We start from the raw sequence: 15,222 nt of genomic DNA on the forward strand, positions 1-15,222 counted from the left end.
CGTTAACCACCATTTTTTTTTCTAACTTCAAATAAAATTGGTAAAAAAGCTTAATTTTTTCTTCATGAACTCAAGTTAAATGAATTAGACAATGTCTAAAACTGTGTAATATTTTAAAAAATTATTAAGATGGTATTCAGCTTTTAGTCCTAAAACTGTAACAAACGGTTTTTGTATAGTTTGATAATTTATTTCATTAATGTTTAGCGCTATTTTATTCAATTTTCAATCGACAATTCTAGCTACCTATTATTAGTTATACTAGAATCAGTAATTTTTAGTTTATTTAGAAGTAGAAGAATCCATCCTGAATTTTGGTTAAAGATTTATTTAACACTTAAATTAGAATTTGAGATTGATAATTTTTTGACAAAAATTAGTCCGTCATACATTTCAGAATATTTTTTACTTACTAAATTATTTTTTTTAGATTGATAACCACTACCACCAGCAATTAACTGTTTGTTTTTTTTACAAAAAAAAGATTTGATATTACTATTTAAAGCTTTATTTAAATCAATAAAATAAACGTCAATGTTTGATTTAAAAAGTGTTTCTGCGTAGGTGTTTTTAAAAGGTTTTTTAAGGGTAAACTGTTTCCAAACGCTTGACGTACCATTTTCAGTTTTAATCCCTGGGATTATTCCAGAACCAAAATCAAATCCTACACTATAATATTCATTCTTATAATATTCTTTTAAGTATTTACCCAAGTTGTAAATATTGCGTTTACTGTAATTTCCAAAACCATTGTTATTGATATGTTCATTATGAGCCCAAATAAAAGCTTTTCCGTTTTTTGATTCATTTTCAATTATCCATTTAACATTTTCAAACATTTTAAAATCTCTATCTTGACTGTAATTATTTTGTACATAGAAAGTATATTTTTTTAAATAATTTAAAGCTCTAATAACCGAAGTAAATTCAGTATAGTTTTTATTATTCTTTTGATGTTCAATTAAAGCATTCTCAATTTCATTCAATTTTGGAGTTTGAAGCTTATCCCAGTTTGATTTTTTCCCGTAGTCAACTTTTTTATTCACACATCTATCTAAAGTATTTAGAAGTTCTTCTTTAATAGGAATTCTATTTTTTTGTACAAAATCACGAATTTTTTGATTAATATTTTTCACATACTGGATGTCCATTCCATAAAAATAGATTTGTTCTTCTTTTTTTTTATTGGAATTATAATCTCTCATCCATTTTAAAAGGTTCACTATTTCTTTACAATACCAGGGACCAATGCTAAAATTATTTGCAATTGTATTGATATTTCCCTCACCTCCTGAAATCCATTCATTAATACCTGATTCAGAAGGAAAAGATTCTTCCATTATAAAAGTTTTTACATTATGATTTTTTACTAAATATTTGAAAAATTTAGCTTTGAGATTAAAAAATTCTTTTCCGTGATGAGTAGCTTCTCCAAACCCAAAAACCTTAGCATTAACAAATTTATTTGGAATAGTACTATTGAAAATTAAAAGTTTTGTGTCAGGATTTGTATCTTCGATTTTAATGGCATTTTTATTAATCCATTTCACGGCTTCATAATTTTGTGTAGAAACCGATACAACTGAAAATAACATAACAATTATTAAAAGTTTTCTTTTCATAATCTACAAATGAATGTTTTGGTCAAAACTATAGTATTTTGTTTTTGAAAATGTTAAAGAAATACATAATTCAAGTTAATTTAAACACAAAATAATTCAATAAGACTTAAGTTTGAAGTTTCGTCTAATTTTAAAACGTCTTATGAGGGGTAATTTAGTTATTGTTTTACTCGCTAATCTTATTAATTTCAGATGGATTCGGACTTAATTGAATCGGTCTTAATCATGGTTGTATATTATCAGTATTTCTATTTTTTTTAAATCGATTGAGAAATTTTATTATGATTATTATTACACAAAATAAAATTGTGTAAGGAATTATTAAGCCAAAAAACTTAATGAAAAAAGCTTGTTTTGATTTAATTGTTAAATTCATGTCCAACAATCCACCTATTTCATATTCTACTCCAGCTATACCGCTACTTGGTGAACTTATTAACCTCCCATTTTTGTCAAATAATAAATAAGTTGGAAAGCTATTAATTTCTAACTTTTTAACGTAAGAATTTTCTTTAAGATTGTCATTTTGAAATATCCAATTAGGGTTATTACTATCAATGAATTCAAATGGTTTTGGTTTTTTATCTAATAATTTTAAAGTGAGATCTCTATTATCTATGCTTAAACTTAATATGGTCAAATTAGACTTATATTTTTTTAATAATTCAGGAAAGTATTTCATTTCATCAATACAAGGTTTACATTCTGAAAACCAAAAATCAACCAATAAGTATCTACCTTTAAAATCATCAAATGATTTTTTTTCTTTAAATTGATCTTCTAGTTTATATAAAGGTATGTTGGTATCAATATCAATTGTTTTTATTTGTGTTAAATAGAAAAAGAAAATACCACACATTATTAAATAGATTAAAAAGAACCCAATTATGTAATATTTTATTATTTCTCTCAACTTTAAACCAATGTTTCGTGTATGTTTTTTAATTAAAAAAGAAGGTGGGGGCATTTTCTGATGTTTATGAATGTTTATTAATAAAATTGAATTTTCATCGAGTTAATTAAGCTATAATTAATTACATATTATTTACTTTTTAATAAATTTTAGTATGAAACTTCCATTTGGAATCATAATTTTTTAAATCTAGGTCAGTAAACCCTAAAATTTAATAGGTTATTAATTATTTTACATTTTTTTATTCAGCTGGGTTGATGTTTTTTGTTTCTCTTATTTCTTTAGAGTCAATATTATAAATTCCGAATTCTAATTTATTTGGTTCCTCTGTATTATCAAAAGTTAAAAGCAATTCTTTGTTATTATTTATCCATTGATAATTTTTAACTTTTCTATCGGTAACCTTATTTAAATTATGACCGTTTATGTCAGATAAATATACATAATGTTGGTCATATCGGTCAATTATTCCGTCATTGTTTGTGTCCGAATTTGCTATGAAGTATGATATATGACTTTTTTCATTATGTAATTTAGAGTTTTCAGTTTTTCGTTTAGGAATATACATACTTTTTATAGATGCATTTTCAGGTAATAGCTTTCCTGAATTCTGAAAATTTTTATCTAAAAAGATGATATTTATGGTATTCATTCTTACCATATTTCCAATATTTTTTATGTCCAAACCAATATATCCATAATTATCTTCAAATTCCTTTTCGACTGCTACGTAGTAGAAATCAGAGTTTGGTAATTTGATTGGAGAAGAGTATTTGATTTCGAAATGTTTTTCAGTTGTTTCTTTTGACTCAAAAGAGTAATCATCTATTATTTCATTTTGAAATTGTTTATATTGCTCAATTGCAATTATACAGATGATGTAAAGAATGAAAATTGGAAGTAAAATTCCATTTACAATTACTAAAATTCGTATAAATTTATTGTTCATAATTTTTAATTCTTTACAATATGTATTGTAGTTCGGTAAATTGTTACCCTTTTTTTTATTTTTTAATGAATTAATAACTTCAATTCCTTTTTGTAGACTTTTCAGATATAGGTTTTCAAGTTGAGAAAACCATGGTACCATAGAATTTTTTGATTTTTTAGTTCACTAACAGTTTCAATTCCATTTGCCTTTATTGAACAGTCAGTAGAAAATTTTCTTAAAGATGGAAGTTTTCTTAAGAAAGTTAAGTCATACGAAGTAGAGTAGTGCCCAAAAACTCTCAATAAAATGTAAGGTCTTTTTGAGAAAAGATAGTTTTCCAACATTTCAATTTCTTCAAACTTTAATGAACTTACAAATTAAATAGATTTAGTTTTTTTATTTAAAGCTAAATTCTCTAATTTTCTTTTTTTATTCCAGTTGAAATTTGAAATTGACCTGTTACTTCATTAACGATTTGTACGATTATTCTATATTGTACATAACGGTCTCGTATAAAAATATTAACAGGTTTTCATGTACTAATATTTAGGTTAAACATGCCTATTCAATATTTACTTTGTTTCGTTTTAGTGATTAAACCGCTGTTGTTTTTTATACATTGTTGACTACTGGCTTTTATCTTTTCAGTGAGAAATGCCCATAAAAGGTTCGACCGTTACCAAGGTTTGTTTTAAACCAATAATCATTTGATATCATTTTTTTGCCATTATAAAATCCATCCCAACCCAAATCATTTGGTGTGATTCTGGCTAATGGTTTTCCGTACCTATCAAAAATTATGGTCTCTGAATTTGGAAAATTGATAATACCATTTATCTGCCAAAAGTCATTATAACCATCGTTATTTGGTGTAAAGAATTTTGGATAATCAATTATTGTAACTTTTTCTGAATCCTGTCCGCAACCATCTTTATCTCTAACAAATACTGTATAAATTCCACCTTTAATATTAGAGAAGTAATTACTATCTTGATAATTTATATCATCAATTGAATATTCAAAATCTCCGTCACCAGATGCAATGATTTCAATATAATTATTGCCCAATTCTCCAAAATTAATCTGCTGTATCTCAGGTAAAACTGAACGAACAAGAGTAAAATCAAAAGAATTTTCGCAGGCAATACCATTTTCAATTCGAGTAACAGTTAGAGTATAGCTACCTTCTTCCGTTATTTCTACGGTATATGTATTAGAAATAGAAGTACCATTTTGATCAGACCAATCATATGAATTAAAACCAGAATTTACACTTAGTGAAATAGATAGTTCTAAATTACATAGATAATATTCATCTTTTAAGTTAATTTCAGGTAGTTCATTTACGATTAAATCAAAAGATGTTTCAGAATAACAAATGGGATTTGAGACATCCTCAACTCTAACATTTATTGTTTGAGAAAAAGGTTCTGTGTTTTGGAATAATACAGGTAAAGGGCTTGGAAGTGGATTATTATAAGAATCGTAATACAGTATTGATAACCCAGTTTGATTTCCTATTAGTTGTTGTTCTATATTCGATGTGTTAAATTCAGCATAACCATTCCCTTGGTCACATGCATACAAATTATTAGGTTGATTTATGTTTGGTTGTGTAATAGTTTGTAATTGCAAAGTTGTTTCTGCATAACATGTTGAATTATTATCAGTAACCCTAACGGTTATTAGTTCATTAAAAGCAGTAGAGTTTGTATATGGATTTGGTAAAGGGTTTGGTAATTCATTACCGGTTTGATCAAAATAACTTACTAACTTATCTGTTTGTCCATTCAAGACTTGACTTTCAATATTAGAGGTGTCAAAATATTCTGAAATTCCATCATTATTATCGTCACAGCCATAAATTATTTGTAACTGATTTGCTTCTGGTAAAGGGTTTACTATTAAATCAAAAGAGCTCTCGTTATAACAATTAGAGTTTGGGTCAGTTAATCTAGCTGTAATAGTTTCTTGATTAAGAACCATATTTTGAATAGTATTCGGTAATGGATTAGGTAGTGGTTGACCATTCTCATAAAAAAACTCTAATATCATTCCAGATTGGTTATCTGAAATAATGCTTTCAAGGTTACTAATATCGAAATCAGCAATTCCATCATTATTATCATCGCAAGCAAAAATATCATTAACTTCATTAAGTTCTGGTAAAGGATTAACTATTAGGTCAAAGGTTATTTCTGTAAAGCAAGTTAAATTATTATTGTATGCAACTCTAGCTGTAATAGTTTCTTGTCCAAGAATAGAATTCGTCATTGGATTAGGTAATGGACTAGGTAATTCAATACCATTAGAATTAAAGTATTTTATGTTTAGTTCTGATTGATTTCCAATTAAATTATTTTCTATTGAAGATGTGTCAAAAGTACTGGATATTTGGCTTCCAAAATTGTCTTCGCAACTATACAAATTATTAATTTGATTAACTGTGGGACTTGATGATATTATAACCTCAACTTCGATTGTTTCTGTTTCAGAACCACATGTAACCAAAGCGGAGACATTATAGGTTCCAGAACTTGTAAAATTATGACTTGGATCTGTTAACGTAGATGTATTATTTAAACCCGAAGATGGGTCATCAAAATTCCATAAAACTGAATCAAAATCACCATTTATATTAAATTCTGTAGAAGTCGATAAACATGTGTTATTAAATGACACTAACCCACTTGAATTTTGACTAATGTTAAATTTATAATACATCGCATCTGGGTCATTATTGCCACTGTTATTATTAATGGTTAAACTGTTGATTTGCATAGGTTTGCTACCGAAAGTTGCGGTTAAGTATAAGTCATCCTCATTGAATACAATTGGGCCCGGAAGGTCGGATACCTGAAAACTAAGGTTAGGAATACCAGAGGATTTCGTTACGAATTCACTAGAAAAATCTGACAAGTTTACTTTAAATAGAAGTAAATCTTCTGAATAACTTCCACCATTAATATTATTAATTGTGCTAGTTATAGTTTCGTTGGGGAAAATCATATTGCCTCTGAAACTTGTAAGAACATATAGATATCCATTTTTTTCTGCCATGTAAGCTGATCTTCTAAATCTAACAGCAGATGAAGAGTTATTAGCATATCCTGAGTTGTTATCAAATCTTTTGAAATTTGTTAGTGCACCAGTTGTTGTATTAAATTCTGTTAATACACTTTGAAATATACCATTTGAATTGCTAACAAAAAAGCTGTTTCCTAAAATTGTGGTGGTTTGACTTATTTTACCCCAAACATAAAGCATGTTGTTTTCACTATTGAATCTAAGTCCATTTGGCACGTAGATACCTGTATCATTTGTATTTGAATTGGATAATTCTGTAGACCAACTTAGTTGAAGTGATGAATTAAATTTGCTAATGTTTGAGTATTGACTGTTGTAGTGAGAGCTAGTTAAATAAATATTTCCTTGGTTGTCAAATTCGGAATATTTAAAATCTTCGACACCGTTCCCATAATTATTGGCATCTATAAAGTTACCATCGGTATCATATTTAGCAATAAAAGCTCTAGGATGATCGGTGTATGGGTAATTAAAATTTAATCCATTAATAAAAGTAAGATTATCATAAAATGTACCAGTAACCAACAACTGACCCTGAAAATAGTGGATATTTTGCATTTCATACCCAGTACGAGGATCAATATGTTGTGACCAATATATTAATCCAGTGGGGCTTAGTTTGAAAAAATTTATACCTGGAAACATCTGAAATCCATCAATATCCCAAGGCCCCGATCCTGCATTGGGGCTAATGGTATATTGAATTAGAAGGTAGATGTTTCCTAATTCATCACTTGTGATTGCCTCAACATTTGTATAGTCTGAGTTTAACATTATCGACCAAACCAAATTACAATTAAAATCGTATTTATTAATTGTTGATTTCCATTGGGCTTCTACAGCATAAACAATTCCATCAATGGTTTTCTCTATATCAACTGCCGAGTCATCTGTATGTTGGCCAATATTTTTCGCACAATCAAAGCATTGAGAATAACTAGAAATAGAATATATTAAAATAAGTATAAATAGTTTAAATTTCATTTCGGTTTCAGGTTTATTTCCAGTGGCTTCGTATAACCCGTCAGTTATCGGGCTAATTTAGCCAAAAGTTTTTAGTTATTTACTAGCTTAAGCAATTCTGAGTGGATTCGGACGTAGTCGAATCTGCCATAATTGCTGTTATACATTGTTGTGCACTGGTTTTTTTTCTTTTTTAATTTGGCCACTTATAGTCTTCTTCATTTTCAAATGGAACACCTAATTCCAAGTTTGTCACGGATTCAAATTCCGAGTTTAAAGTCAGCCAATATTTGTCGTTAAAATGAGTGGAAAAAGAATGATATTCTTCCAATTCCCATTCATCCATCATTTCTCCAAAAATGTCAGTTTTAGCAAAATCAATATTCGTGTTTAAAATTTTAATTCCGTCAAATGTTAGATTTGGATTTGATGTCTCTATGTATCCAAGTCGACTGTTTTCACATTCATAAAAAGTCAACCGTAATTTTTGGTTATTAAACACTAAAATCAGGCAATTTTCATTGTCCTTATCAATTCTTTCGATGTCAGGTTTTCCTAAAATATTTTCTACTTCGGTTCTTTTCATTCCGATTTCAGGTTTTAATTCCATTCTGTTTTCAGCTTTCGTACAACGGTTCGGCTAAGGTTAGTACGGTATTAAACTAGTATTTAATTTCGGATTAAGCACCAAAACCTGTATTAATTTTAGCCATTGTTATGCTTAGTTGTTTGTTTTTATTAATAAATCTATATATGAAATCGACAAACCTAAAGTGATAAATAGAAAAAGTATTGATTTCAATAACCAGTATTTTGTGTCACTATAATATTTTAAATAAATAGAATTAATAATGAATAAAACTAAAGATAATATTGTCAGAGAAGTAAGAGCAAATCCAGTTTCATTCATATAATTTAATGAAACTAAAATTTGTTCCTTTCATGTTAATTCATCTTGTCTCAAACGTGATAACTTATATAAGTTAAGAGCTTCTTTTAATCTGTAATTTTAATAAATACAAAAGCTGAGAACTATTAAAAAATTTGAAATAAGAAGTATTCTGTTTTTTTTAGACATAAAATAAATTCTTAAATATATTTTTTTAATTCTTGTTCAAGATTTTTATAAGCATTCTCATAATCTATTCCTTTTGATATAATAATTCCATTAGAGTTTAAAATACAGAAATAAGGTTGAGCAATATATTTAAAGTTATTCTTTTGATATTCAATCCATTTTCGTCCGTTTATTTTATCATTTACGTATAACCATACATTTATGTAATTGTTTTTTAGTAGATTGAAAGTAGTTTCATTTTTTAGTAAAATATTAGATTTCACGTTGTTATTTAAAGGCAACCCGCGTCCTGTGAAATATATAAAAATAGGTTTGTTTTCTGTTTTAGCTTTTTCAATAGCTATATCTAAATCTTTACAAACATTTAATTCTTTCTCAAGAAATTCCTCCTTACTGCTTGATTTTTCAATTATTTTTATGGAATCAATACTTTTTTTAGGTTCTTGATTACAGCTTACAAGAATAAATAGAATTAAAAATAGTAAATTTTTCATCATTTTTTTGAAATTAAGCATAACGTTTACGTTGCGATTTTAGGTGTTTGACTGTAAATATAACAAAAGATTGAAGTTATCCGAGTATTTTCCTGCAAGGAGAATATGAGCAATGTTTTTTGGCCATTGTTATTTTTTGTACACCGACATGATACCGTTTTTATAAAAATCAAATCGTAATTAATTTCATTTCAGTTAATTTTTTTTCAAATCATAGTACAAAGTATTATTCAATCCTTATTTAGTCGTTTTTTTAATACAGTTTTTTATCTAACGAGTAAATTCTGTTTTCAAAGTTTTGATTATTCAGCTTTTCAACTCAAATCTGTTTTCAAGATTAAGTCAGTCTTTTTAGTGATTATTTTGTCTGTTTTCAAAGGGAATTAATTCTATTTTCACAGTTAGAAAATCAATCGTAATTTTTTGATAAAAAAAGTAGAGAAGGAGCTAATTCATTCAAGTTTTCCATGTCTGAGTATTGTCCTTAAGTATTAAAAACAACGGTTTCGGCTATGATTAGTAAGGGAATAAATAAGCGATTACTTTCCGATTAAGTACTTAGCCAAAACTTTTTATTTTGCTTTACATTTTAAAAGCCAAATCAAAAGATTTGGCGAACTTTATAAAAATACATTAAACTTTGAATTAAACACAAAACCCTTATTAATTATAGCCAATGTTGTATGTTGTTTTTATATAATTAGTTAATTATATGGTTTCGTAAAACTTTTCCAAAAACCATCGATATTTAATAATTCACCTAACTTAAAAGAGTAATTTTTATCACCACTTATTAAACGACCAGTTCCATCTGTCGCTTGTATGTTTTTGTTATTAATTTTTATATACACTTGACCTTTACTTAATTTTACGTATTTTAAATCTTCTAAATGATTGTTGTTTTTTAATTTATTTTTAAATTCTAAAAGTATTTTGAAATTATTATTTACAATTTGTTCTAGATGGGATTTATTAATTTTATTTGGAATGTTTCTAATGTTTATTTCCGCTCTTTCTAAGTAATCAATAGAATATTCGTCTGGAACCAGTTTTTTACAAAAATCATATAATTTTGAATCCTCTTTTTCTTTTAAGGCGATTACAAATTGTTCATATAATTCTTTTACACTTCCATATCCAGATGCAGTAGTTTTCTTATTATTTTTTTCTGTCAGTATACCATCTTGATTTATATAGCTCATATAACCTTTATTGAAAACAGGAGCAATTATATCATTTTTTGTGGCAATAAAGCTTCTGACATTATCAAATGATTTTTCAGTGATTTTATTTCCATTTTTATTAAATATGAAATACTTTCCACCTTTTTTTAATTTATAGAAGTTAAGATTTAAATACTCACCATAACTAAACTTGAAGTCAACTATATTTTTACCATTCTTATTTACTAAACCAAATTTACCATTTTTTGAAGCTATAAAAAGGAGGTCAGATTTTATGATACTATCATTTTTTATTTTATCGAAATTGTAAAAAGGTATAGGGTGTTTTATTGAATCGTACTTAAAATCTATCAGAACATTTTTTCGTTTGCTTAATACACCATATTTTTTATTCTTTTTTACTATAAAGTCACCAAAGTAAGTCTCGTTTATTTGTTTATATTTCATAGGGATAATAAATTTATGCGATATATTATCATAAAGACCAACATAATTGTTCTTATCTTTTAAGATTATTCTTTTTCCTGTTCTTTCATTTTTAAATTTATTACCAAATTCAGTAACTGATTTTAATTCATTAAATAATAAATCTCCTTTTTCATTATAATATTCAATTTCACTATTTTTTTTTGCAATAAAGCCTCTGTGATAAATAATAGATTTTATATCTGAATATACCATTGGTATTTTAAAACAATTACAAGAAAAGAAATAAACTCCTTCTAAATTATTTTTTTTTAATAATATGAAATGTTCATTAAAATAATATTTGTCATATTCGTCTTCGACTATTTTTTTTAATTTTTTATCTAGTAAAGTGTACTTACTATTATTGCTTTCTAAGATAATATACTTCTTATTTTCATTTATCCTATAATAGTTGATTGGGATAGCTATTTTTCTTTTTTCTATATCATATAAACCATATTTTATATCAGTTATTTTAGTTGGGTGATGATAACTAACTTTATAATATTTTTGATTAAAATTTGAAAAACTATAGTTAGTTTCTAAATATATTTTATTAATTGTTTCAGTAGTAAGTCTGTATTCATTACTGTCATCTAAAATTTTAGAAATTAAAGGAAATACATCATTTCTAGATTGAGAGAAACAGAAAACAGATTGAATTAAAAATAATTTAATTAGATATTTCATTTATTTTAAGTTTATGTCACGTTTCGGCTATGAGTAGTTTAGCAATTAACTTTGCAAGTACACACCAAACTGAAAATCCGCGAGGATTTTCAGAAGTAGACGAAATCAAGCAATTACTTATAGCTATTGTTAGCAAATGTTTATTCTAACGATTTTATCATTTCGATTTTTCTATCATCGGTGTAGAAATCAGAATTTTTGAGACTATTCTTAAACTTTAAAATAGTATGCTCTGTATTTAAGTTGAGCTTTTTTTCTGCTTTCATTATGTTTAAATATGCCTGGCTAAAATTGGGGTAATATTCCAAAAACTTACTCCAAACTTTAATAGATTTGGCATACTCATTTTTATTGTAATGGGAGAAGCCCATTCCGTAAAGTACAGATAGAGAAAATGTTAAATTTTCTCCATAGTGTTTTCTTACTTTATGCTGTAGCTTTTCTATGTCATCAATTCCAAATTCAGTATAACGTAAATTATTTTGCTGTCTGGACCAAAATTCAAAAATATCATATAAGGCATTAGAGACTGTTAAAGCGGGAATTGCAAAATGGTCTGATTCAGGATATAATGCTCCTTTAGTGTTAATCTTAGGTTTATTTATTTTTGCTAATGTCTCTTGCGCAGGGTTGAATTGTAAATGACTATCTCGTCCAATAGTATACCTATAGTATTTGTGGCAATCTACCGTTTTAAGCGAGATGGCTTCAAAATCTTCTAATAAATTAATCTTATGGCTTGTAAAAAATGGCTCTATTGCTATTACCGCATTTAAATCTTTAGTATGATTTGCAAACAAATCAGAAACAAAATATCCATAACGAGAATGTCCTATAAATAGTCGGAAGGTATTAGTTTTAAAGTTTTTCTCTGTAAATGGTATTAATTCTTTAAACAAAAAATCTTTATTTTTTTCAGCGAGCCCCTTTTCGTTATTCTTTGGGTAGCTAGTTTCTATAAAACGTTTATTTCTTTTACTATTTACGCTAACTATTACTGTTGAAGGCATCTGATCAGTTGATGTCAAAAAATCAATAGTGTGAATAATGTGTTGTTCTATTCTTGTATTCTGTCTGTCAAATACTACTGTTAGAGGGAATGTTTTTTTAATATTAGATTGCCATTCTAAAGGGACATAAATACTAACAGACTTTTCATAATTCAAAAACTTTGAAATTAATACAGTGTCTTTTAGCTTTTTATAACGTTCTAATTGCTGAGCGTTTGTCAATAATGAGCATAAGCTCAAAATAATTAGTATTGTTTTTTTCATTTTTTTTATTCAAATATTTGCTAGCGGTCTCGTATAAACGTCAGTTGCGGGTTAAGTTAGTTATTATTTTCTTCAATTCACTAGCGTAAGCAATTTCGAGTGGATTCGGAGGTAGTCGAATCCGCCGTAATTGCGGTTATACATTGTTGCCACCAGTTATTCTTCATAGATAATATTGACTTAAAAAACTCGGATTTTCTTTTTCTTTTGGACAATAATAAATTCCGATTAATAATTTACTGTTTTCAGGAACTTTATCTTTCATTCCTTTGTAAAAACTTGTCCATTCGGTTATTTTGATTATTTCAATTAATTTTTCGTCAATTGAATTTTTAAATCCGCTAATTTCAGCCACGTTTTTTATAGTCAAGTCTTGTGCAAATGTTATTTCATAAATTCCATAACTTTTCTCAAGTTCAATTCCTTTAAATTGCTCTAAATCTTTATGAAGTTTTGCTTTTTCTCTATAATTTATTTTATCAGTAAAGTCAATATTCTTGGATTTAAACATTTTTAAAATATCTAACTCTCTTTTTTGTTTTTTTAAGTTCTGTTTGTTTAGGTAAAGTAAGCCAGAACACATTCCAACACTATATTTACCATCTTTGTTTTTTCGAGCATAAACTATTAATTCAGTATTCTCGGGAATAAAAATGGCACAAGAACTTCCAATTCCTCCATCACTTCTTCCAACAACATAGATGGATTTTAATTCATTTCCTTTGAATAATTCACTAATTACAATATCAGCTTTGTAAAGTTCTTTTGAACTTTCGTTTTTATAATTTTTACAATTATTACTTTTGCAACAAAATCAGATTCGACAAACTTTTCGGTAACTTTAGGCTCGTCACAAGTACACGCAAAAATTCCGTTTGAAAGTAGAAAGATTGTTATTTGCAGTATTTTTTTCATAAGTAGGCTAAAACTAGCAATTAATTATATACGGTGTTGCCATTTCGTTGTTTTTATTCAGTTTTTTTATTTTCCTTTCCTTTTTGTTTTCTTAAATTGTAATTAACCAGAAACCCCATAAATATTCCGAAAAATGAAGCGTGAAATATAAATTTCCAAATTTGAAAATTTTCACCATCAACAAATTCGAAGCCAGCCATTCCAAGTGCGTATGAAATTCCTCCAAATAATCCACCAATAATTATCGATTTTGTTTGTGTTTTCATAATATATAATCTGTATTATATTTCTCAAAATTTCTCAAAATTTCTCAATATTTTTCAATTCACATTTTTAAATCGAAAATTGCTAAAAAATCCGTTATTATTTTCATTCAGCTATTAAGTGAAATTTTTATAAATTTTAAAAGTTGCCCAAAATATTAATATTCCAAAAAATGTAATATTTAAAATTCCAATTATAGTTCCTAAAATAGAATCAGTTATTTTCAATATGTAAATCCCTAATATAATAAACAAAATTGATGGGATAAATGCTTTTATTAAGTTTAGTATTTTTTTCATAATTTTCTAGATTGTGAGTAATTTTGGCCAATGAATGGCAACGTTGTTGTATATGGTTTGTTGCATGGTTTAAGCTACTAATTTAGTAAATAATTACTGACCAAGAAAGTCTGCGAGGACTTTCGTAAGTAAGTTAAAACAAGCAATAAATTATATACGGTGTTAGCCATAGTATTTATTCAATTATATTTCTTAATAAATAATATGAAAGATACATAAGTCCAGTTCCAAATATCAATCCCATAATGATTTGTATAAATATTTTCTTTTCAAATCTATTTTCTAAACATGCAATTTGTGGTTTTTTAGGATTATAAAATACCGTGATTAAATCTCCTTTAATATTTTCAATTTTTTTTCCAGATTTTAACGAGTTTAAGATTTTTTCTGTGTTTTCTTTATTCATGTTTTTTTTTAGTGATTTGAATTCTTTTGAAAAAAGTGAATCAGATGCAAGAGTTTGATTGGATGAAAAATACTCGTTATTAACCTTATAAACATATGTCTTAATTTTTACGTATTTTCTATGTCTATGATTTTCATCACTTAAGTCTTTATATTTGATTTCGGAACTTATTAATTTTCCACTAGTTCGTGTCCATTTCTTACTAAGTAACATTCTTAAACTTCCAATTATACCTGTTATAATTAACCATAAAGAAAAGTATATTAGTAAAGGTAATATTACACAAATAAAAATAGTTGGAATAATTCCTATTTACCAATTTTTTAGGTTTAGTTTCAAAGTTAGGATTGAATTACTGTATTAAAAAATATATATTGAAAGGTGTTTAATTCTAGTTTTAATTTTTCTAAATACTCTAACACATCAATTACTGGTTTGTTAAATAATTTATCTTGAAAATATTTAATTTCATTACCGTTTTTATCAATAATATTACTGGTGTTAAAATGTAATTCATTATAGTTTTCTAATTCAGAATAATTATTGAATAATTTTTTGTTTGAAATGTATAATTTTTCTATTTCATTTTTTAATTTGTTACCTTTTACTGATAAATCTTTTCCATCAAATAACT

The 15,222-nt window shown here is 26.6% G+C and carries 12 protein-coding genes; all 12 read right to left on the reverse strand.

Annotated features, from left to right (window positions below; all coding sequences use genetic code 11):
- Positions 1–326: 326 nt before the first annotated feature.
- Positions 327–1,622 (reverse strand): erythromycin esterase family protein, encoded by a 1,296-nt coding sequence (locus ACFQ1U_RS05015; protein WP_386105967.1) that lies wholly within the window; start codon positions 1,620–1,622, stop codon positions 327–329.
- A 223-nt stretch (positions 1,623–1,845) separates the two neighbouring features.
- Complete coding sequence (locus ACFQ1U_RS05020) at positions 1,846–2,589, reverse strand: TlpA family protein disulfide reductase (RefSeq protein WP_386105969.1); 744 nt, start codon at positions 2,587–2,589, stop codon at positions 1,846–1,848.
- Between the two features lie 187 nt (positions 2,590–2,776).
- A complete protein-coding gene (locus tag ACFQ1U_RS05025) occupies positions 2,777–3,484 on the reverse strand; it encodes a hypothetical protein (RefSeq protein ID WP_386105971.1) in 708 nt (235 codons plus the stop codon).
- A gap of 618 nt (positions 3,485–4,102) precedes the next feature.
- Entirely contained in the window at positions 4,103–7,537 is a 3,435-nt protein-coding gene (locus ACFQ1U_RS05030) for a T9SS type B sorting domain-containing protein (RefSeq protein WP_386105973.1), read from the reverse strand.
- 172 nt (positions 7,538–7,709) lie between these two features.
- The gene (locus ACFQ1U_RS05035) at positions 7,710–8,102 is read right to left on the reverse strand and encodes a hypothetical protein (RefSeq protein ID WP_386105975.1); all 393 of its coding nucleotides are present in this window, start codon (positions 8,100–8,102) and stop codon (positions 7,710–7,712) included.
- Positions 8,103–8,605: 503 nt separating this feature from the next.
- Entirely contained in the window at positions 8,606–9,091 is a 486-nt protein-coding gene (locus ACFQ1U_RS05040) for a hypothetical protein (RefSeq protein ID WP_386105977.1), read from the reverse strand.
- Positions 9,092–9,792: 701 nt separating this feature from the next.
- Positions 9,793–11,430 (reverse strand): hypothetical protein, encoded by a 1,638-nt coding sequence (locus tag ACFQ1U_RS05045; protein WP_386105979.1) that lies wholly within the window; start codon positions 11,428–11,430, stop codon positions 9,793–9,795.
- Between the two features lie 140 nt (positions 11,431–11,570).
- On the reverse strand, positions 11,571–12,704 hold the full coding sequence (locus tag ACFQ1U_RS05050) for an alpha/beta hydrolase-fold protein (RefSeq protein WP_386105980.1): 1,134 nt from the start codon (positions 12,702–12,704) through the stop codon (positions 11,571–11,573).
- 163 nt (positions 12,705–12,867) lie between these two features.
- On the reverse strand, positions 12,868–13,215 hold the full coding sequence (locus ACFQ1U_RS05055; RefSeq protein ID WP_386105982.1) for a hypothetical protein: 348 nt from the start codon (positions 13,213–13,215) through the stop codon (positions 12,868–12,870).
- 457 nt (positions 13,216–13,672) lie between these two features.
- Entirely contained in the window at positions 13,673–13,885 is a 213-nt protein-coding gene (locus ACFQ1U_RS05060) for a hypothetical protein (protein WP_386105984.1), read from the reverse strand.
- 472 nt (positions 13,886–14,357) lie between these two features.
- Positions 14,358–14,801 (reverse strand): DUF3592 domain-containing protein, encoded by a 444-nt coding sequence (locus ACFQ1U_RS05065; protein WP_449343024.1) that lies wholly within the window; start codon positions 14,799–14,801, stop codon positions 14,358–14,360.
- A 128-nt stretch (positions 14,802–14,929) separates the two neighbouring features.
- Positions 14,930–15,222: hypothetical protein (locus ACFQ1U_RS05070; RefSeq protein ID WP_386105986.1), on the reverse strand; the 293-nt coding region annotated here is incomplete at its 5' end.

Source organism: Tenacibaculum geojense (assembly GCF_042676005.1).
Taxonomy (GTDB): Bacteria; Bacteroidota; Bacteroidia; order Flavobacteriales; family Flavobacteriaceae; genus Polaribacter; species Polaribacter geojense.